The 20,124-nt window shown below is 57.3% G+C and carries 17 protein-coding genes; 9 read left to right on the plus strand and 8 right to left on the minus strand.

Annotation, left to right across the window (positions count from 1 at the left end; translation table 11 throughout):
- Positions 1 to 27 precede the first annotated feature (27 nt).
- Complete coding sequence (gene gap / locus LRM19_RS15290; RefSeq protein WP_271369275.1) at positions 28 to 1,038, plus strand: type I glyceraldehyde-3-phosphate dehydrogenase; 1,011 nt, start codon at positions 28 to 30, stop codon at positions 1,036 to 1,038.
- Positions 1,039 to 1,079: 41 nt separating this feature from the next.
- Here gap and LRM19_RS15295 read toward each other — a convergent pair whose 3' ends face one another.
- Entirely contained in the window at positions 1,080 to 2,267 is a 1,188-nt protein-coding gene (locus tag LRM19_RS15295) for an MFS transporter (protein WP_271369276.1), read from the minus strand.
- Between the two features lie 115 nt (positions 2,268 to 2,382).
- Between LRM19_RS15295 and LRM19_RS15300 the strand changes: the two genes are divergently transcribed.
- The gene (locus tag LRM19_RS15300; RefSeq protein WP_111964777.1) at positions 2,383 to 3,339 is read left to right on the plus strand and encodes an AraC family transcriptional regulator; all 957 of its coding nucleotides are present in this window, start codon (positions 2,383 to 2,385) and stop codon (positions 3,337 to 3,339) included.
- A gap of 102 nt (positions 3,340 to 3,441) precedes the next feature.
- A complete protein-coding gene (locus LRM19_RS15305) occupies positions 3,442 to 5,127 on the plus strand; it encodes an alpha,alpha-trehalase (protein WP_271369277.1) in 1,686 nt (561 codons plus the stop codon).
- A gap of 63 nt (positions 5,128 to 5,190) precedes the next feature.
- Here the strand turns inward: LRM19_RS15305 and LRM19_RS15310 are convergent, their stop codons facing one another.
- Entirely contained in the window at positions 5,191 to 7,293 is a 2,103-nt protein-coding gene (locus tag LRM19_RS15310) for a TonB-dependent siderophore receptor (RefSeq protein WP_271369278.1), read from the minus strand.
- Between the two features lie 112 nt (positions 7,294 to 7,405).
- Positions 7,406 to 7,660 carry a GlsB/YeaQ/YmgE family stress response membrane protein gene (locus tag LRM19_RS15315; RefSeq protein WP_008502662.1) on the minus strand — a complete coding sequence of 85 codons (255 nt, stop codon included), beginning with the start codon at positions 7,658 to 7,660 and terminating at the stop codon, positions 7,406 to 7,408.
- A gap of 208 nt (positions 7,661 to 7,868) precedes the next feature.
- Here LRM19_RS15315 and ycgR point away from each other — a divergent pair, with 208 nt between their 5' ends.
- Positions 7,869 to 8,600, plus strand: coding sequence for a flagellar brake protein YcgR (ycgR, locus tag LRM19_RS15320; protein WP_271369279.1), 732 nt, complete (start codon positions 7,869 to 7,871; stop codon positions 8,598 to 8,600).
- Between the two features lie 37 nt (positions 8,601 to 8,637).
- On the opposite strand, the gene emtA is transcribed toward ycgR, so the two are convergent.
- Positions 8,638 to 9,249 (minus strand): membrane-bound lytic murein transglycosylase EmtA, encoded by a 612-nt coding sequence (gene emtA, locus LRM19_RS15325; protein WP_024909815.1) that lies wholly within the window; start codon positions 9,247 to 9,249, stop codon positions 8,638 to 8,640.
- A 106-nt stretch (positions 9,250 to 9,355) separates the two neighbouring features.
- Here emtA and ldcA point away from each other — a divergent pair, with 106 nt between their 5' ends.
- On the plus strand, positions 9,356 to 10,270 hold the full coding sequence (gene ldcA, locus LRM19_RS15330; protein ID WP_149366598.1) for a muramoyltetrapeptide carboxypeptidase: 915 nt from the start codon (positions 9,356 to 9,358) through the stop codon (positions 10,268 to 10,270).
- A 97-nt stretch (positions 10,271 to 10,367) separates the two neighbouring features.
- Positions 10,368 to 12,101, plus strand: coding sequence for a potassium/proton antiporter (locus LRM19_RS15335; protein WP_111964781.1), 1,734 nt, complete (start codon positions 10,368 to 10,370; stop codon positions 12,099 to 12,101).
- A gap of 47 nt (positions 12,102 to 12,148) precedes the next feature.
- Here the strand turns inward: LRM19_RS15335 and dadX are convergent, their stop codons facing one another.
- Positions 12,149 to 13,219 (minus strand): catabolic alanine racemase DadX, encoded by a 1,071-nt coding sequence (dadX, locus tag LRM19_RS15340; protein WP_271369282.1) that lies wholly within the window; start codon positions 13,217 to 13,219, stop codon positions 12,149 to 12,151.
- A 9-nt stretch (positions 13,220 to 13,228) separates the two neighbouring features.
- Complete coding sequence (locus tag LRM19_RS15345) at positions 13,229 to 14,527, minus strand: D-amino acid dehydrogenase (protein ID WP_271369283.1); 1,299 nt, start codon at positions 14,525 to 14,527, stop codon at positions 13,229 to 13,231.
- A 321-nt stretch (positions 14,528 to 14,848) separates the two neighbouring features.
- On the opposite strand from LRM19_RS15345, the gene LRM19_RS15350 reads away from it, so the two are divergent.
- Positions 14,849 to 16,381 (plus strand): SpoVR family protein, encoded by a 1,533-nt coding sequence (locus tag LRM19_RS15350; RefSeq protein ID WP_023293929.1) that lies wholly within the window; start codon positions 14,849 to 14,851, stop codon positions 16,379 to 16,381.
- 44 nt (positions 16,382 to 16,425) lie between these two features.
- On the opposite strand, the gene fadR is transcribed toward LRM19_RS15350, so the two are convergent.
- On the minus strand, positions 16,426 to 17,145 hold the full coding sequence (gene fadR, locus LRM19_RS15355; RefSeq protein ID WP_023336056.1) for a fatty acid metabolism transcriptional regulator FadR: 720 nt from the start codon (positions 17,143 to 17,145) through the stop codon (positions 16,426 to 16,428).
- Between the two features lie 200 nt (positions 17,146 to 17,345).
- On the opposite strand from fadR, the gene nhaB reads away from it, so the two are divergent.
- Positions 17,346 to 18,884, plus strand: a complete 1,539-nt coding sequence (gene nhaB / locus LRM19_RS15360) for a Na(+)/H(+) antiporter NhaB (RefSeq protein WP_111964783.1) — start codon at positions 17,346 to 17,348, stop codon at positions 18,882 to 18,884.
- Positions 18,885 to 19,027: 143 nt separating this feature from the next.
- A complete protein-coding gene (gene dsbB / locus LRM19_RS15365; protein ID WP_063408593.1) occupies positions 19,028 to 19,558 on the plus strand; it encodes a disulfide bond formation protein DsbB in 531 nt (176 codons plus the stop codon).
- Between the two features lie 115 nt (positions 19,559 to 19,673).
- Here dsbB and LRM19_RS15370 read toward each other — a convergent pair whose 3' ends face one another.
- Positions 19,674 to 20,114, minus strand: a complete 441-nt coding sequence (locus LRM19_RS15370) for a YcgN family cysteine cluster protein (RefSeq protein WP_024909872.1) — start codon at positions 20,112 to 20,114, stop codon at positions 19,674 to 19,676.
- Between the last annotated feature and the right edge of the window lie 10 nt (positions 20,115 to 20,124).

Here is a 20,124-nt window from a genome sequence, read left to right on the forward strand (position 1 = left end):
CCAGACAACAGAGATAAGGAGTGCACCATGGTTAAGGTCGGTATTAACGGTTTCGGCCGTATCGGACGTAATTTCCTGCGCGCGGCGCTGGGCAACCCGGATCTGCAGATTGTGGCCATTAACGATCTGACGGACAGTAAAACCCTCGCCCATCTGCTGAAACATGATTCCCTTCTGGGCACGCTGCCCGCGCCCGTTGAAGCGGGTAACGGTGCGCTGCAGGTAGACGGCCAGCGGATCGCCGTATTTAGCGAACGCGATCCGGCGAATATCCCGTGGCGTGAAGCTGGAGTAGACGTGGTGATTGAGGCCACCGGCTTCTTTACCGAGCGGGAGAAAGCGGCGGTGCATATCACCCACGGCGGCGCTAAGCGCGTCATCATTTCCGCTCCCGGGAAAAACGACGACCTGACGATTGTGATGGGCGTCAACCATGAGCAGTACGATCCCGCCAAACACGCGGTGGTGAGCAACGGGAGCTGCACCACGAACGGTCTGGCGCCGGCCGCTCAGGTGCTGCACCAGCAGTTCGGGATTGAGCATGGCCTGATGAACACGACGCACGCCTACACAAACAGCCAGGCGCTGCACGATCAGCCGGAAAAAGATCTGCGCGGCGCACGCGCGGCGGCGCTGTCGATTGTGCCTTATTCAAGCGGTGCGGCGAAAGCGCTGGGGAAAGTGATCCCTTCCCTTGACGGCAAACTGACCGGGTACTCCCTGCGCGTGCCGGTGCCAGTGGTGTCGATTGTGGATTTAACGGTAACGCTGAGCCGTCATGTAACCGCCGAAGAGGTGAATGACGCATTCCGCAACGCGGCCGCCAGCGGGCCTCTTAAAGGCATTCTGGGCTATAGCGATGAACCGCTGGTCTCCAGCGACTACCAGGGCGACCCACGCTCCTCAATTATCGACGGGCTTTCCACGCTGGTGATAGGCGGGAACATGGTGAAGATCCTGGCGTGGTATGACAACGAGTGGGGCTTCTCTAACCGCCTGGTGGATCTGGCGGTGCTGATGGATAAGAAAGGGCTGTAAGCCTGATGCCGGGTGGCGCATGCGCCCACCCGGCAAATAATTCAATCCGCTTTCACTTTCACGCCCATAAACACAATCACCATCGCCGTTACTAACAGGAAACCGCTTCCCGCGAACACGCCGCTGGCACCGTTGAGGTCAAAGACCGCCCCGCCCCCGGCCGCACCGGCACTGATTGCCAGCTGAATTGAGGCCACCAGCAGCCCTCCTGCACTTTCGGCTTCATCCGGAACGGTAGTGGCAAGCCAGGTTGACCAGCCCACCGGAACCAGACCAAATGCAAAGCCCCACAGCGCGACCAGCAGCCCGTCCAGCATCGCCAGATGACCAAAGGCGACCATCATGAGCGCGAGAATGCCCATCGCAAACGGTACCAGCGCCAGCGTCAGGCGCAGATTGCGTGCCAGCAGATGCCCTGCAACAGAAGTGCCCACAAAGTTGGCGATACCAAAGCCCAGCAGGATCAGAGAAATGGTCTCCACGCTCGCCTGGCCCACCGTCTCCAGGAACGGACGCAGGTAGGTAAAGAAGGCGAAATGGCCGCTGAAGATCAGAATGGTCGCCAGCATGCCGCCGATCATTCCCGGACGACGCAGCACGCGGAACAGCGTACTCAGGCTGCCGCTGCTCTCCGGCTTCATGGACGGCAGCAACCAGAGCTGCCACAGCAGCGCCAGCATGCTCGGCAGAATGCAGAGTATAAAGACGTTGCGCCAGCCGATCAGGCTGCCCAGATAGCTGCCGAGCGGCGCCGCGACCACCGTGGCTATCGATACGCTGGAGAAGATCACCGCCAGCGCTTTCGGCACTTTATCTGCCGGAACCAGACGCATCGTGGTCGCCGTCGACATCGCCCAGAATCCCCCGATGGCTACCCCCAGCAGCAGACGCCCCATCAGCAGGACGTGCAGGTTGGGCGCAAAGGCCACCAGCAGGCTGGAGATAATTTGCAGCACCGAGAAAAACATCAGCACCCAGCGGCGGTCAATACTTTTGGTGGCTGGCGTAATCAGCAGCCCGGTGACCAGCGCCACCAGCGCGGTGGCGGTGACGGCCTGTCCGGCCATCCCCTCGGTTACGCCCAGGCTCGCGGCCATGGGCGTTAACAAACTCGCCGGCAGAAATTCTGCCGTAATTAAACCAAATACCCCCAGCCCCAGAGAATAGACGGCCCGCCAGGCGGGTTTAGCAGGCGCTACCGCCTCGCTCGCCGCGACACATGAACTCATCTGTTGATCTCCCGTTATAAAAATGTGACTAGTGTCGCAAAAGAATAGAAGGTTCACCCTGGACGATCTATGACATATAATCTCCACTTATTGATTATTCGTCCGGAGTTGTGCCATGACCGTACAGTCACCCGATCTGATCAGCGAACTTTTACGCGGCATGCGTCTTTCAGGCGTGAAATATCGGCGGATCCAGGCCAGCGCGCCGTTTGGCGTCGCGTTTCATCAGGCGCCCGGCCGGGCACAGTTCCATTTTGTGAGCCACGGTAGCGCCCTGCTGCGCATGGAGAGCGGTGCAACGTTCGAACTGAGCGGTGGCGACGCCCTCTTTATTCCCGGCGGGAATTCCCACGCGCTGCTCTCTGACGAGCAGGCCACCATTACGCCCATCAACGCCTTCCCGAGCGAGCCTATCTGCAGCTCGGTGTGTGCTATCACCTGCGAGCCCTGCCCGGAAAGCGAGAATACCCTCATCTTTAGCGGGTGCATGGATTTTGAGCTGGGCGGGATGCAGCCGCTGATCAAAGCGATGCCGGAAGTGATGATGGTCAGCCGGCTGATGTCCACCTGGCCGGAAATTCATCCGCTGCTGGCGGCGATGGAGCGGGAATCCGCGGCGCGTCAGGCCGGGTATGCCGGGATCCTTGCGCGCCTTGCCGACGTGGTGGCGGCATTAATCGTGCGCGGCTGGGTTGAAGGCGGCTGCGGTAAAGCCACCGGCTGGGTGCAGGTTCTGCGCGACCCGCGCCTGAGCCGTGCCATTTACGCCATGCACCAGCAGCCAGGCCTGAACTGGAGCGTCGCGGATCTGGCAAAAGAAGCGGGCACGTCCCGCTCCGTGTTCGCCGAACGGTTTCTGGCCGCGACGGGAACCACTCCGGCAAAATATCTCAGCGAGCTGAGAATGCGGCTGGCGATTCAGTACATTCGGCATGAAAATCAACCCATTGAAACCGTCGCGCTGCGGCTGGGATACGGCTCTCTGGCGGCCTTCAGCCGGGCATTCAAGCGCATTATTGGACATGCGCCGGGCACGCTGCGGGAAGCCAGCCAGACCGCGGAAGAGGTCTGAAAGACCGGCAATATTTAACGCGAAGCGGGCAATATTCGTCTAAGGTTTTCAGGTGATTGACAACAGCGGTCACGCTGTTTAGTGAAGACAGGAGACGAACTGATGATAAGACCTCGTACACTACGCCCCGCGTTTTTGCCCCTTGCGCTAGGCGGCGCGCTGCTCGGCGTAACGACACTGGGATATGCCGACGATAGCCCCGCAGCCCAGACAACCTCACCCGATATTTTGCTGGGCCCTCTGTTTAACGATGTGCAAAGCGCCAAACTGTTTCCCGATCAGAAAACCTTTGCTGATGCCGTCCCCAAAAGCGACCCGCTGATGATTCTGGCGGACTACCGGATGCAGCACACGCAGTCCAGCTTTGACTTACGCCACTTTGTCGAGATGAACTTTACGCTCCCTGCGGAAGGGGAAAAATATGTTCCGCCTGCTGGACAAAGTTTACGTGAGCACATTGACGATCTCTGGCCCGTGCTGACGCGCACCACCGATAAAGCCAGCAACAAATGGGATTCCCTTCTGCCGTTACCGAAACCTTACGTTGTGCCAGGCGGACGTTTCCGCGAGGTTTACTACTGGGACAGCTATTTCACCATGCTGGGCCTGGCAGAGAGCGATCATTGGGACAAAATCAGCGACATGGTGGATAACTTTGCCTATGAGATTGACACCTTCGGCCACATTCCCAACGGCAACCGCAGCTATTACCTGAGCCGATCCCAGCCGCCGTTCTTCTCGCTGATGGTGGAACTGCTGGCAACCCACGACAGCGATGCGCTGAAGAAGTATCGTCCGCAGATGGAAAAAGAGTATGCCTACTGGATGGACGGCGTTGATGCCCTTCAGCCGGGCCAGGCCAACAAGCGCGTGGTGAAGCTGGACGACGGCGCTATCCTCAACCGCTACTGGGACGACCGCGATACCCCGCGTCCGGAGTCCTGGCTTGACGATGTGAATACTGCCAAAAGTAACCCTAACCGACCCGCGACCGAGATCTATCGTGATTTACGTTCCGCCGCGGCCTCGGGCTGGGACTTTAGCTCCCGCTGGATGGACGACCCGCAAAAGCTCGGCACCATCCGGACCACCAGCATTGTTCCCGTGGATCTGAACGCCCTGATGTTTAAGATGGAGAAACTGCTGGCGCGGGCAAGCCAGGAGAGCGGCGACGCCGCCAGCGCAAGTAAATACGAAGCGCTGGCTACGGCGCGTCAAAAAGCCATCGAGAGCCACCTGTGGAATGATAAAGAGGGCTGGTACGCGGATTACGATCTGAAGAGCAAGAAGGTACGCAATCAGCTCACCGCCGCAGCCCTGCTCCCGCTTTACGTGAAGGCGGCGGCGCAGGATCGTGCCGATAAAGTCGCCGCGGCAACCTCGTCGCGCCTGTTGAAACAGGGCGGGATAGCGACAACCACCGTAAACAGCGGCCAGCAGTGGGATGCGCCAAACGGCTGGGCCCCCCTGCAATGGGTGGCTGCGGAAGGGCTGCAGAATTACGGGCAAGAGAAGGTCTCGATGGACGTGACCTGGCGCTTCCTGAAGAACGTTCAGCATACTTATGACCGGGAAAAGAAACTGGTTGAGAAGTATGACGTGTCGACCACCGGTACGGGCGGCGGCGGCGGCGAGTATCCGCTGCAGGACGGCTTCGGCTGGAGCAACGGCGTGACGCTGAAAATGCTGGATCGGGTCTGCCCGAAAGAGAAACCTTGCGACAGCGTGCCGGAGAATCGGCCTGCGGCGAATGATGAGGCTGCGCCGGTAAAAGCGACGGCGCAGTAAGGGAGTAATGCCGGGTGCGGCTACGCCTTACCCGGCCTACATTTTGAACTCACAGGGAGTTACCTAGAAGCTGTAACTCGCCCCTAGCTGATACGTCCTGTCACGCCCAATCCAGCAGTTGGTCGCATCGTAGCAGGTCAGCGTCTCTTTGTTGGTGATGTTCTGCGCGCTGGCCTTAAGCGTCAGCCCTGCCAGCGAAGGCAGGATCTCGCCCATCCGATATGAAGCCGCCAGATCGTACTGGGTGGAGCCGCCCAGCTTACCCGCGTCGTTTGCCGGAGAGATTTCCATCGGACCGGTGTAGCGGGCGCCTGCGCCCAGCATCAGCCCTTTCAGCGCGGTGTTTTCAAAGGTGTAATCCCCCCAGAGGTTGAAGGTATTCTCCGGCACCTGCGTTGGACGTTTACCTTTGTACTTGTCATCTTCCCTGTTGATCGCGTGGGTGTACGCGTAGTTGGCAATCAGCGTCAGGTTGTCCGTCGGACGGCTAATGGCGGAGAGCTCTGCCCCTTTAGATTCCACTTCCCCGGTCTGACGATAGTTCAGGAAGCCCGGATCGGAGGTAACGACATTTTTCTGACGGATGTTAAACACCGAGGCGGTAAAGGTGGTAGCGTAGTCGGCCAGCAGATATTTTACCCCACCCTCCACCTGCCTGCTGGTGGTTGGCTTAACGTCTTTCGCCACAAGCGTGCCCTGCGGCGACACCGGCGCAAAACCTTCGGAATAGCTGATAAACGGCGAAATTCCGCTATCGAAGGCGTAAAGCGCGCCCAGACGTTTGGTGACGCGATCCTGCGACACCCAGGCCTTATCACCGTTTTGCAGGTAGTTGGTGGTGACGGAGCGGTAATCATCGTAGCGCAGGCTGCCCAACAGATTGAGGCCGCCAAACTCTACCTGATCCTGTAAGTAATAGCCGTTCTGCTGATAGCTGAGGCGGTTTTTCTGGGCAGTGTAGAGCCCCAGCGCGCTTTCCTGGATCTGCGAATAGTCTGGCTGACGCATATCCATACCCGGGGTGGCCGACGCGTAGCGGTAGTGGAAGTGGGAGTTCAGCTTCTGGTAGTCAAACCCGGCCAGCAGGTGGTGTTTCCACTCGCCCAGCGCAACGGTTTTGGTCACCTGGTTGTCAATGTTGAAGCTCTGCAGATCTTCATCCGTGGTGTAGGCAAAGCGGTTGAGCTGATACGCCTCGCTTCCCGTCCCCGTTGCATAGACGCTGCGCTGATGGGTATCGACATCAAAATAGCGCGCCTTCTGATTAAAGCCCCAGCCGCTGTCAAATTCATGTTCAAAGCTGTAGCCCAGCATCCACTGACGCTGCTTAAACCCGCTCCACTCATCACCAGCGTAGTCGCGCTTGCCCGCGTATTTCGAGCGCAGGTAGGCGAGCGGCAGCGGGTTAGACGGCGTCAGGCTCGGGGTGTTTTGCGCCAGCGCGTCCAGGGTGAGGCGGGTTTTGCTGTCCGGTTGCCAGGTGACGGACGGCGCAACCAGGTAGTTTTCATACCGGGTGGTGTGCGGCTGATCGTCGTTTTCCGTGGCTTTGCCCAGCAGACGGTAGTTCCAGTTGCTGTCGGCAACCTGCCCGGTTGAATCGAGATAGCCCTCTTTCAGATTACGGTTTCCGGTGTTAACGCCGATTTCGGTTCGGGCTTCACGCTGCGGTTTTTTGCTTTGAATATTCACCAGCCCGCCCGGTGAACCGCCGCCGTAAAGTACCGATGAGGGGCCTTTCAGGATATCAACGCTGTCAATCAACAGCGGATCGATTCGCGCTTTGGTATTGCCGGTAACGTTATAGGGCAGCTGCAGCCCGTTGTAGAACTCCTGGTCGACGGTAAAGCCACGAATTTTGTATTCGCTCATGTATGACGTATTCCCCCGCACCTCGGTTGAGACGCCCGGAGCATAGCGCAGGATTTCATTCACGGAATTCGCATGACGCTTTTCTATTTCCGGCGCAGAGACGGTCGTGATGACCTGCGGCGTTTTACTTTCGGCAACGGCCGATTTCGTGGCGCTGTTCGTCCAGGCCGGCAGCGCGCTGCCCTGCTCTGAGCCGGTGACGACGATAGTGGATTCTTCGGCGAATGCCGGAACATGCAGTGCGAGCGTGACGGCGCCTGCCAGGGCGCATAGCGTAAAACGTGAGGTATTCATAATGTCGTCTTGTTGTTAGATGCAATACGGAACGACAATTATTATCATTTAGATTAACAAATCAATACGCAGGCAAAAAAACGGCCCTCCTCAGAGAGCCGTTTATGTGAATTTATGCTCGTCGCAGTAACCTGAATATGCCCAGCACCACAATGGCACCCACGACAGCGACCAGAAAACTGTGCAGGTCGAAACCACTTATGTTGCCTCCAAAACCAAACATCGTCGCCAGCCAGCCGCCCACAACCGCACCAACGACCCCGAGTACACAGGTCAAAATAAAACCGCCGCCATCGTTTCCCGGCATGATCAGTTTAGCGATAGCGCCAGCAATAAGACCAAAGATAATCCAGGCGATGATACCCATAGCGATGCCCTCTTGCAGGTTTAACGCGTGCGCAGAAAACCTTCTGCACAGCTAACTTAAGTATAGGTCATCGCCGGAAAACCATTTTCATCTCACCGACTTATCTTTGGTTAAACAGGCAAAAAAAACTCACCGGTTTGTATTAAGTTTCATTGCAGATTGCCGATAACGCTAAGACAGTCTGTCATCAATCAAGGAGCCATCCGGCGTGAGTCATTACAGTGAGCAGTTCCTCAAGCAAAATCCGCTGGCTGTATTAGGGGTATTACGCGACCTGCAAAAAGGTGAAGTGCCGCTGCGCATCAGCTGGTCGAATAATCAGTTCATCAGCAAGATCCTTGACGCCTCGCAGGATCGGCTGGTGATTGATTTAGGCAGTCAGGAGTACGAAAACCGCGCGGCGCTGAAAGCGGAGAACATCGCGGTGATGGCCGAAACGCAGGGGGCCAAAGTGGAGTTTGTCCTGCCGCGACTGGAACTAAGCGAATACCAGGGACTTCCGGCTTTTGTGACCCCCCTTCCGACCAATCTCTGGTTTGTTCAGCGTCGTGAATATTTCCGCATCAGCGCCCCGCTCCATCCCGCCTATTTTTGTAAGGCCAAAATGCCGGACAAAAAAGAGATCCGCTTTCGCCTCTTCGATCTGTCGCTTGGCGGCATGGGCGCACTGATGGATACGCCGAAACCCGACGGGCTGGTAGAGGGCATGCGGTTTACGCAAATTGAACTGGATATGGGTGGCTGGGGTCGCTTCTATTTCGATGCGCAGCTGATTGCCATCAGCGACCGCACCGTCGTGGACAGCAAAAACGAAACCATCACCACGCCGCGTCTGAGCTTCCGCTTCCTGAACGTCGGGCCAGGCGCAGAGCGTGAGCTTCAGCGTATTATCTATTCCCTGGAGCGGGAGGCGCGGGAACGCGCAAATAAAGTCCTGTGAAGAAATCGGGCAGCGTGACCGCCGCCCGTCTGCGGCATTACATGGCATCCATCGCTTTCTGTACCTTCCAGATATAACGAGGCGCCTGTGGTGCCGGATGATTTTTCGCCACATGTTCAAAGAATTCGTCTTTGTCCATGCCGTTAATCTCTTCAATCGCCTCTTTTCGGTCAGAAGAGAAGGTTCTGAGCAACGCGCCGGCACCGTTAACGTAAGACACCACCAGCGCGTACTGCATCACCTCCGGATCCTTAATGCCCTTCAGCACGCCATGCTCCATGATGCTCAGATAGGCCGTGCCCATTGAAATGTTGCGTTCCGGGTTCTTCAGCTCGCTGGTCGACGGCTGGCCGCTCCAGCCCATATAGCGGTAAACTTCTTTCCCCGCCGTTGACGCTTTAAGCTGCATCAGGCCCACCGCGTTGGATTTGCTGACGAGGGTGGGATTACCGCCTGACTCCACCGCGATGATCGCCGTGATGAGGCGCGGACTGACGCCCCAGGCCTTCCCGGCTTGCTCACTGATCGGCATCCACTGCATGGCCCGCTTCACCGGCACTTCCGGATTCCAGGGCGGGTTTTGATAATCATGTTTTGAACTACAGCCAGCGAGCAACACAATCAAAAAAGCAAACCATCTCAATTTCACGTCATCTATCCTTATAGCCGGTCATTGCGGTGCGCCGCTCTTGAAGCAGGCGGCGAATAAGCGGCATGATATAGACAATTAGTTTCTCATTCAGCAAGGATTTGCCATGTCTCAGTTTCATCTCATCGCGCCGTCGGGCTACTGCATTAACCAGGAAGCGGCGCAGCGGGGCGTTCAGCGTTTACTGGAGTCGGGCCACCAGGTAGAAAATCAGACAATTATCCCCCGCCGCCAGCAGCGTTTTGCCGGTACCGAAGCGCAGCGGCTGAATGATATCAATAGTCTGGTGAGCCTGACGGGCGAAAACCGGATTGTGCTGGCGGTGCGCGGCGGATATGGTGCGAGCCGGTTACTGGAGAGCATTGACTGGCAGGGGCTGGCACAGCGTCAGCAGCAGGATCCGCTGCTGATCTGCGGCCACAGCGATTTCACCGTCATCCAGCTTGGGCTGCTGGCGCTGTATGACATTATCACCTTCAGCGGCCCAATGCTGGCCGGTAACTTCGGCGCACCGGAGCTGGATGCGTTTACCGTGGAACACTTCTGGCGTGCGCTGCGCAATTCCACCTACAGCGTGGAGTGGCAAGGCAATGGACCACACTGGGAATGTGAAGGTCAGCTCTGGGGCGGTAACCTGGCCATGCTGGTCTCGCTTATCGGCACGCCGTGGATGCCGCAAATCGAGGACGGCATTCTGGTGCTGGAAGATATCAACGAACATCCGTTCCGCGTCGAGCGCATGCTGTTGCAGCTCTATCATGCCGGTATTCTTGAGCGCCAGTCCGCAATTGTGCTGGGCAGCTTCAGCGGCTCAGCCCCGAATGACTATGACGCGGGTTACTCCCTGGAAACCATGGTTGAGTTCATTCGCTCGCGGCTGGATGTTCCGGTCATCACCGGTCTGGATTTCGGCCATGAGCAGCAAACCGTGACCCTGGCGCTGGGGGCGCACGCCTCCCTGATCCACAATGATTCAGGCAGTCGGCTGACCATCAGCGGCCATCCTGTCATAAAGGCATAAAAAAGCCGTTATACCCCCTTAATAAAACGCTGTTGCCGTCGTTAATATGTTAGGGTTTTAGTAACAGCGTTAACATTGAGGTGGGAGTAAGAGAACATTGGATGCCGCAGCGATAATCAGCCTTTTCATTCTGGGTTCGGTCCTTGTAACCAGCAGTATTTTATTAAGTTCATTTTCATCGCGTCTCGGCATACCTATTCTTGTCATTTTCCTCGCCATCGGCATGCTGGCCGGCATTGATGGTATTGGCGGTATCCCATTCGATAACTACCCTTTCGCCTACATGGTGAGTAACCTTGCGCTGGCGGTGATCCTGCTGGACGGCGGGATGCGCACCCAGGCAAGCTCCTTCCGTGTGGCGTTAGGGCCCGCGCTGTCGCTCGCGACGGTTGGCGTGTTGATAACCTCCGGCCTCACCGGAATGATGGCCGCATGGCTTTTCCATCTCAACATCATGGAAGGTTTGCTGATTGGCGCGATTGTTGGCTCAACCGATGCGGCAGCGGTGTTTTCCCTGCTCGGCGGAAAAGGGCTTAACGAACGCGTCGGCTCCACGCTTGAAATTGAATCCGGCAGTAACGATCCGATGGCGGTGTTTCTCACCATCACGCTGATTGAGATGATTCAGCAGCACGAGACGGGCCTGAGCTGGATGTTCGTCTGGCATATCCTGCAGCAGTTCGGGCTGGGGATTGTTATTGGCCTGGCGGGGGGATACCTCTTACAGCAAATGATCAACCGCATCTCCCTGCCCGCGGGGCTTTACCCCCTGCTGGCGCTGAGCGGCGGCATTCTTATTTTTGCCGTTACCACCGCGCTGGACGGCAGCGGCATTCTCGCCGTCTATCTCTGCGGTTTCCTGATGGGCAACCGACCGATCCGTAACCGTCATGCCATTTTGCAGAACTTCGACGGCCTGGCCTGGCTGGCACAAATTGGCATGTTCCTGGTGCTGGGCCTGCTGGTTACGCCTTCGGACCTGCTGCCGATCGCCGTTCCGGCGCTGCTGCTGTCCGCGTGGATGATCTTCTTCGCCCGTCCGCTGTCGGTATTTGCAGGACTGCTGCCGTTTCGCGGCTTCAACCTGCGCGAGCGGGTCTTTATCAGCTGGGTGGGCCTGCGCGGCGCGGTACCGATTATTCTTGCGGTCTTCCCGATGATGGCCGGTCTGGATAACGCCCGGCTGTTCTTTAACGTGGCCTTCTTCGTGGTGCTGATTTCGCTGCTGTTCCAGGGAACCTCCCTCGGGTGGGCGGCGAAGAAAGCCAAAGTCGTGGTGCCTCCCGTGGGCTGGCCGGTCTCTCGCGTGGGGCTCGATATTCACCCAGAGAATCCTTGGGAACAGTTTGTCTATCAGCTGAGCGCTGACAAATGGTGCGTGGGGGCATCGCTGCGCGATTTGCACATGCCGACTGAAACGCGCATTGCCGCCCTGTTCCGCGATAATGTCCTGCTGCACCCTACAGGCAGCACCCGCCTGCGCGAAGGGGATATTCTCTGCGTGATTGGCCGCGAGCGCGACCTGCCCGCGCTGGGCAAACTGTTCAGTCAGTCGCCTCCGGTGGCGCTGGACCAGCGTTTCTTCGGCGATTTTATTCTGGAAGCCAGCGCCAAGTTTGCCGATGTGGCGCTGATTTACGGCCTGGATGAAGGGCTGGAGTACCGCGACAAGCAGCAAACGCTGGGGGAAATCATTCAGCAACTGCTGGGGGCGGCCCCCGTCGTCGGCGACCAGGTGGAGTTCGCCGGGATGATCTGGACGGTTGCGGAGAAAGAAGATAACGCGGTCAGAAAAGTCGGCGTCAGGCCGATGGAAGATGAAGCGGAGTAGCGGTTTTTTTGCCGGGTGGCGCTAGCGCCACCCGACACTAATACTCGTTACACCGTCACAACCGGCACTCTCGGTGCCAGCGCGCACATCAATTCGTACCCCACCGTACCCGCAGCGGCAGCAACGTCATCAATCTTAATTTCGTTACCCCACAGCTCGACCGGTGAACCGATGCCCGCCTGCGGGCATGGCGTCAGGTCAACGGCCAGCATATCCATTGATATGGTGCCCACCGTTCCCGTGCGAACCCCATCGACCCAGACAGGCGTGCCGGTCGGCGCGATGCGCGGGTAGCCGTCGGCATAGCCGCCCGCCACGATACCAATCCGCTGCTCGCCCTTTGCCCGGTAGCGGCTGCCGTAGCCCACCGTGTCGCCGGCCTTCAGGGTTTGCACGCCAATGATTTCGCTGCGCAGGGTCATCACCGGCTTCAGGCCGCTGTTGGCGATGTCCTGCCACTGGCCCGAGGGTGACGCACCGTAAAGAACGATCCCCGGACGCACCCAGTTGTAGTGTGCCTCAGGATGCCAGAGCGTGGCCGCCGAATTTGACAGCGAGCGCGGGCAGTCCAGCCCTTCTGCCGCCTGCTCAATGCGGACCATGGCATCGGCAATGCCGTCCGGTTTTTCCGCGTCGGCAAAATGGGCCATCAGCGTCATTTCACCCACGTTTTTCATGGCGCGCAGCTGCTGCCAGACCGTATGCACGCGCTCAGGCTGGAAGCCCAGGCGGTTCATGCCGCTGTTCACCTTGAGGTAAATATCCAGCGGCGCGTGGAGTTTCGCATCCTGAATCGCCTTAATCTGCCAGTTGCTGTGAACGCTGGTGGTCAGCCGATATTTATCCAGCAGCGGCAGATTGTCCGCGTGGAAGAAGCCCTCCAGAAGCAGTATCGGCCCTTTCCAGCCGCGCTCGCGCAGCAGAATGGCCTCTTCCAGATTCAGGAGCGCAAAGCCGTCGGTGGCGCTCAGGGCGCTCCAGATACGGTCAATACCGTGGCCGTAGGCATTCGCTTTCACCACAGACCAGACGCGCGAACCAGGCGCCGCCCGGCGAACAATTTGCAGATTATCCTTCAGGGCCTGCAGGTTCAGCTGGGCCAGAACAGGACGGGACATGACAACTCCTTAGCTATGCGCGCCGTGCAGGTGCTGTGGACGCGACGGCGTAAACCCCGATTGATAGCGCGCGGCGCTTAAATCGTCAAACGGAATTGCCGGCGTGCGCCCTGAAATCAGGTCGCTCAGCAGCTGGCCCGATCCGCAGGCCATCGTCCAGCCAAGCGTGCCGTGTCCGGTATTGGTCCACAGGTTTTTAAACGGCGTGCGGCCCACGATCGGCGTGCCGTCCGGGGTCATCGGACGCAGGCCGGTCCAGAACGTCGCCTGCTCAACAAAACCTCCTCGCGGGAAGAGATCGCCCACGACCATCTCCAGCGTTTCACGACGCGGTTTCAGCAGCTCGGTGTTGAAGCCGACGATTTCCGCCATGCCGCCTACGCGGATGCGGTTATCGAAGCGGGTAATGGCGATTTTGTAGGTTTCATCCAGAATGGTCGACACCGGAGCGCCGCTCTCTTCTTTTACCGGAATGGTCAGCGAGTAGCCCTTCAGCGGGTAGACCGGAATATCGAGAATACCTTTCAGCATGGCGGTGGAGTATGAACCAAACGCCATCACGTAAGCATCGGCTTTGATCACCTCTTCGCCACACTTCACGCCGTAAATTTTTTCCCCTTCCGACAGCAGCTTGTCGACAGAGGTGTTGTACCGGAATTTCACCCCTGCCTGCTCGCACATCTGCGCCAGACGCTGCGTAAAGAGCTGGCAGTCGCCGGTTTCGTCATTCGGCAGGCGCAGGCCGCCCGTCAGCTTATGCGCAACTTCCGCCAGCGCCGGTTCAACCTGGCCTAGCTGGCTGGCTTCCAGCAGCTGGTAAGGTACACCGGCATCTTCCAGCACGGCGATATCGCGAGTGGCATTTTCGTACTGCTGCTCGGTGCGGAACAGCTGCAGCGTCCCGCCCTGGCGGCCTTCATACTCAATACCCGTCGACGCGCGCAGCGCTTTCAGGCAGTCGCGGCTGTATTCCGCCAGGCGCACCATGCGCCCTTTGTTCTCCATGTAGTGGCGGGTGTCGCAGTTGCGCAGCATCTGCCACATCCACTTCAGCTGGAACTGCGTGCCGTCAAGGCTGATGGCCAGCGGCGCATGGCGCTGAAACATCCATTTAATCGCCTTCAGCGGAACGCCCGGTGCAGCCCACGGTGCCGCATAGCCGGGAGAGATTTGCCCGGCGTTCGCCGCGCTGGTTTCCAGCGCAGAGCCTGACTCACGATCGATAACGGTGACGTCATGTCCCGCCTGACTTAAATACCAGGCGCTGGTTACCCCAACGACACCACTTCCCAGTATGACAACACGCATAGCCACTCCATTATGTGCAAAAGAACAATCTTCTAATTACAGATTGATAACCTAGCTGAAAATATTATTCAACATACGACTTTTTTATGGTGACTTACCTCACACATCCCCCAGCATCAGGGGATAGTGCTAATTTGGGATCTCCTGCTGCGCGTTATTTTTAACCAGCATAAAATGCTGATGGACACCGTTTTTTTGCCGTATCAAAAACGCGAAATCGCAAAGAAAAAATTTCTGCCCCAGCACGCTTTTTAACACGTTGATCTATGCTTGAAAGGAGGCTCTCCAGACAGAGAGAGCACCCACAACGAGGGCGCGCTAATGGCTACTATTGATTCCCTGAACAAGGACAACACACGTCTGAGCGATGGACCCGACTGGACCTTCGAGCTGCTGGATGTTTACCTCGCCGAGATCGACCGGGTCGCAAAACTGTACCGCCTGGATACCTATCCCCATCAGATTGAAGTCATTACGTCCGAACAGATGATGGACGCCTACTCCAGCGTCGGGATGCCGATTAACTATCCGCACTGGTCTTTTGGTAAGAAATTCATTGAAACGGAGCGGCTGTATAAGCACGGGCAGCAGGGTCTGGCGTATGAGATCGTCATCAACTCCAATCCGTGTATCGCCTATTTAATGGAAGAGAACACCATTACCATGCAGGCCCTGGTGATGGCGCACGCCTGCTACGGGCACAACTCCTTTTTCAAGAATAACTATCTGTTCCGCAGCTGGACGGATGCCAGCTCCATCGTCGATTACCTGATATTCGCCCGTAAATACATTACCGACTGCGAAGAGCGCTACGGCGTGGACGAAGTGGAAAAACTGCTCGACTCCTGCCACGCGCTGATGAACTATGGCGTGGACCGCTACAAACGTCCGCAGAAAATCTCCCTGCAGGAGGAGAAAGCCCGGCAGAAAAGCCGCGAAGAGTACCTGCAGAGCCAGGTGAACATGCTGTGGCGCACCCTGCCGAAGCGTGAGGAGGAAAAAACGATCGCCGAAGCGCGTCGTTATCCGTCCGAGCCGCAGGAAAACCTGCTCTATTTTATGGAGAAGAACGCCCCGCTGCTGGAGCCGTGGCAGCGTGAGATCCTGCGTATCGTGCGCAAGGTGAGCCAGTATTTTTACCCGCAAAAGCAGACGCAGGTGATGAACGAAGGCTGGGCGACCTTCTGGCACTACACTATCCTCAACCATCTGTACGACGAGGGGAAAGTCACCGAGCGGTTCATGATGGAGTTCCTCCACAGCCATACTAACGTGGTGTTCCAGCCGCCCTACAATAGCCCGTGGTACAGCGGGATTAACCCGTATGCCCTTGGCTTTGCCATGTTCCAGGACATTAAGCGTATCTGCCAGTCGCCGACGGAAGAAGACAAGTACTGGTTCCCGGATATCGCCGGGTCAGACTGGCTGGAAACGCTGCACTTTGCGATGCGCGACTTTAAGGATGAGAGCTTCATCAGCCAGTTTATGTCGCCGAAGATCATGCGTGACTTCCGCTTCTTCACCGTGCTGGACGACGATCGCAACAACTATCTGGAGATTTCAGCAATCCATAACGAAGAGGGATACCGTGAGATCCGCTCTCGCCTTTCCTCCCAGTACAACCTGAGCAACCTTGAACCGAATATTCAGGTATGGAACGTCGATTTGCGCGGTGACCGCTCCCTGACGTTGCGCTATATCCCGCACAATCGCGCGCCGCTGGATAAAGGGCGTAAAGAGGTGCTGAAGCATGTGCATCGCCTGTGGGGCTTTGACGTGCAGCTGGAGCAGCAGAATGAAGACGGCAGCGTCGAGCTGCTGGAACGCTGCCCGGCGCGGTTGAACACGCTGTAGTGCCACCCGACGAAAAAAAACCTCTCATACGAGAGGTTTTTCTTTTAGCGGGTCTGAATCGCTAAATCACCCGGCAGCGTTTTCTGCATACGGTGCCAGATTTCACCGGAATCGTGACCGTAGCGGCGCACCGTCTCATAAACCTGATCGTGCAGGCCTTCGGTACAGAGCTTGCTCAGCTTATGGTAGAAGCCCAGCGCCAGGCTGCGGGCTTCCGGATTGGCAAAGTAGTGGCGGCCAATGCGGGTATAGAGCCCTTTCATACCGTTGAGGATCAGGCCATAAACCGGGTTGCCGGAGGCAAACGCCAGGCCGCGAAACACGTTGTAATCGAGGGTGGCAAAGGCATCGGCATGATCTTCCACCTCGTTCGCGCTGGCCAGCACCGCAAGGGCGTCTTCCGGATGCTGACGGAAAGCTGTACGAATAAAGATCGTCGCGATGTTGGTGCGAACGGAGAGCAGATTATCAATGAGCTGCGGCACGCTTTCATGGTCGAGACGCGCCAGCGTTTCAAGAATGTTCAGCCCGGATGTTTCCCAGAAGTTGTTTACTTTCGTAGGCTTACCATGCTGGATCGTCAACCAGCCATCGCGCGCCAGCCGCTGAAGCACTTCACGCAGCGTGGTGCGAGTGACGCCAATCAGTTCAGAGAGTTCGCGTTCAGCCGGAAGAATGGACCCCGCAGGGAAACGATTATTCCAGATGCTTTCAATGATGTACTCTTCCGCGAAACCCGCCGGGCTCTGCGCCTTAATGACCATAGTGAGATTTCCATTACACAGCTTTAGCAAATTGGACTCATCATACCAGAGGCAGCCAGTGGCAGGTAGCGCGGCAAAGAGAGAAAAGAGGGATCGCCGTTTCATTTTTGTGAAATTTACAATGCCGCCTTATCCGCCTCCAGGCCGCATTTTTTGCGTATACTGATGCTTTGTCTTACTTGACGGGAAGGACGTCTGTTGTGGAAATTTCTTTTGGGCGCGCGCTATGGCGCAATTTTTTAGGTCAGTCTCCTGACTGGTATAAGCTGATACTGCTGGTTTTCCTGGTCGTTAATCCCATCATTTTTAGTGTGAATCCCTTTATCGCCGGCTGGCTGCTGGTGGCAGAGTTTATCTTCACCCTGGCCATGGCGCTAAAATGTTATCCCCTGCTGCCGGGCGGATTGCTGGCGTTTGAAGCCGTCGTCATCGGCATGACCAGCGCCGAGCATGTCAAAGCAGAGCTGGCGTCAAATCTCGAAGTGCTTCTGCTGCTGATGTTTATGGTGGCGGGCATCTACTTCATGAAACAGCTGCTACTGTTTATCTTCACGCGCCTGCTGCTCAGCATTCCGTCAAAAATGTTCCTCTCGCTGGCGTTTTGCCTTGCCGCCGCCTTCCTGTCGGCCTTCCTGGACGCGCTGACAGTGGTCGCGGTAGTGATAAGCGTAGCGGTGGGGTTTTACGGGATTTATCACCGCGTGGCCTCCTCTCGTCCGGGTGAAGATTTGCAGGATGACAGCCACGTCGATGCGCATAACCGTGACGTGCTGGAACAGTTCCGCGCGTTTCTGCGCAGCCTGATGATGCACGCTGGGGTCGGTACCGCGCTGGGCGGCGTGATGACCATGGTGGGCGAGCCGCAAAACCTGATCATTGCCAAAGCGGCGGGCTGGCACTTCGGTGATTTCTTCCTGAGAATGGCCCCGGTCAGCGTACCGGTGCTGATCTGCGGGCTGGCGACCTGTCTGCTGGTGGAAAAATTTCGCCTCTTTGGCTACGGGGCCCAACTCCCGGAGCCGGTACGTCAGGAACTGCATAAATTCGATCTGCAAAGCCGACGCCAGCGGACCCGCCAGGAGACGCTGCGCCTGATTGCTCAGGGGATCATCGGCGTCTGGCTTATCGCCGCGCTGGCGCTTCATCTTGCCGAAGTGGGGCTGATAGGCCTGTCAGTCATTATTCTCGCCACCACCTTTACCGGCGTGACGGACGAACATGCCATCGGTAAAGCGTTTACCGAAGCCCTGCCGTTTACCGCCCTGCTGGCGGTGTTCTTTGCGGTCGTGGCGGTGATTATCGACCAGCATCTCTTCGCGCCGATTATTGCCTTTGTATTACAGGCGTCACCGGATGCTCAGCTTTCGCTGTTTTACCTGTTTAACGGCCTGCTCTCGTCAATCTCAGATAACGTCTTTGTCGGGACGGTCTACATCAACGAGGCCAAAGCCGCTATGGAGCAAGGCGTTATCAGCGCCGGACAGTTTGAGCTGCTGGCAGTGGCGATCAATACCGGCACCAACCTTCCGTCGGTGGCGACGCCAAACGGCCAGGCCGCCTTCCTGTTCCTGCTGACCTCCGCTCTCGCGCCGCTCATACGTCTTTCTTATGGCCGGATGGTGTGGATGGCGCTGCCCTACACGCTGGTGCTCACGATCGTGGGATTGCTTTGCGTCAAAATTACCCTCATTCCCTGTACGCAATGGTTGATACAAGCGGGTATACTTGCGGCGCAGTAAACTATGCATCTCGGGCAGTTCGCTGCCCGTTTGCCTTTTCGCACGATAAACATCCAATTACGTTTTATTTCGCCAGGTACAGGTGGCGCGATAAACGAATTCGTTTACACTGCGCTTTCTAAGCATGTTCCAGGGAAATGATTATGTTGAGATTTTTAAACCAGTGCTCCCGCGGTCGCGGAGCGTGGTTGTTAATGGCCCTGACCGCCTTTGCGCTGGAAATGGTCGCGCTGTGGTTCCAGCACGTAATGGGACTGAAACCTTGCGTGCTTTGTATTTATGAACGCTGCGCGCTGTTCGGCATTATGGGGGCGGGCCTGGTGGGCGCAATTGCGCCGAAGTCGCCGCTTCGCTATGCCGCTATCGCGATCTGGCTGTACAGCGCCTGGAAAGGCATTGAACTCTCCTGGCAGCACACCATGATGCAGCTGCATCCGTCGCCGTTTATGACCTGCGATTTTGCCGCCCGCTTCCCGAGCTGGCTGCCGCTGGATAAATGGCTGCCGCAGGTGTTCGTTGCATCCGGTGACTGCTCCGTTCGCCAGTGGGAATTCCTGACGCTGGAGATGCCGCAGTGGCTGGTGGGCATTTTTGCCGCCTACTTCATCGTGGCGCTGCTGGTGCTGATTGCCCAGCCGTTCAAACCGAAGAAACGCGATCTATTTGGGCGCTAAGTTGCCCGGCGGCGCTTCGCTTGCGCGGGCCTACGGTTTTGTAGGTCGGGTAAGCGCAGCGCCACCCGACACAACCGCGCATAATAAAAAACCCGCTTCGGCGGTTTTTTTAATCTCAACGGGTCGGGTGGTTCATGATGTGATCTTCCCAGTCACGCACCTCGGACTCTTTCACCGCAATGTGGCGCACAGAGATACGCTCGCCGTGCATCGCCGCTTTTGAACCGGTTAACAACGGATGCCAGTCAGGCAGGCCTTTCCCTTCCGCCAGCAGGCGATACGCGCAGGTATGCGGCAGCCATTCAAACGTCGGCAGATTATCCCGGGTTAACTTTATGCAGTCCGGCTCAAATTCAAACCGGCGCTCATAGTTGCGGCACTGGCAGGTTTTAATGTTTAGCTGCTTGCAGGCAACGTTGGTGAAGTAGATTTCATCCGTATCTTCATCCATCAGCTTGTGCAGGCAGCACTGCCCGCAGCCGTCGCACAATGATTCCCATTCCGCGTCAGTCATGTCGTCGAGAGTTTTGCTTTGCCAGAAAGGGATGTCGTTCATCAGGATGTCC

The sequence above is a fragment of the Enterobacter sp. PI-10 genome (assembly GCF_027947695.1).
In the GTDB taxonomy this organism is placed as follows: Bacteria; Pseudomonadota; Gammaproteobacteria; order Enterobacterales; family Enterobacteriaceae; genus Enterobacter; species Enterobacter vonholyi.

Coding starts and splice junctions, on each gene's coding strand:
- gap (WP_271369275.1), top strand. CDS start 28: ATGGTTAAGGTCGGTATTAACGGTTTCGGCCGTATCGGACGTAATTTC.
- LRM19_RS15295 (WP_271369276.1), bottom strand. CDS start 2,267: ATGAGTTCATGTGTCGCGGCGAGCGAGGCGGTAGCGCCTGCTAAACCC.
- LRM19_RS15300 (WP_111964777.1), top strand. CDS start 2,383: ATGACCGTACAGTCACCCGATCTGATCAGCGAACTTTTACGCGGCATG.
- LRM19_RS15305 (WP_271369277.1), top strand. CDS start 3,442: ATGATAAGACCTCGTACACTACGCCCCGCGTTTTTGCCCCTTGCGCTA.
- LRM19_RS15310 (WP_271369278.1), bottom strand. CDS start 7,293: ATGAATACCTCACGTTTTACGCTATGCGCCCTGGCAGGCGCCGTCACG.
- LRM19_RS15315 (WP_008502662.1), bottom strand. CDS start 7,660: ATGGGTATCATCGCCTGGATTATCTTTGGTCTTATTGCTGGCGCTATC.
- ldcA (WP_149366598.1), top strand. CDS start 9,356: ATGTCTCAGTTTCATCTCATCGCGCCGTCGGGCTACTGCATTAACCAG.
- dadX (WP_271369282.1), bottom strand. CDS start 13,219: ATGTCCCGTCCTGTTCTGGCCCAGCTGAACCTGCAGGCCCTGAAGGAT.
- LRM19_RS15345 (WP_271369283.1), bottom strand. CDS start 14,527: ATGCGTGTTGTCATACTGGGAAGTGGTGTCGTTGGGGTAACCAGCGCC.
- LRM19_RS15350 (WP_023293929.1), top strand. CDS start 14,849: ATGGCTACTATTGATTCCCTGAACAAGGACAACACACGTCTGAGCGAT.
- fadR (WP_023336056.1), bottom strand. CDS start 17,145: ATGGTCATTAAGGCGCAGAGCCCGGCGGGTTTCGCGGAAGAGTACATC.
- dsbB (WP_063408593.1), top strand. CDS start 19,028: ATGTTGAGATTTTTAAACCAGTGCTCCCGCGGTCGCGGAGCGTGGTTG.
- LRM19_RS15370 (WP_024909872.1), bottom strand. CDS start 20,114: ATGAACGACATCCCTTTCTGGCAAAGCAAAACTCTCGACGACATGACT.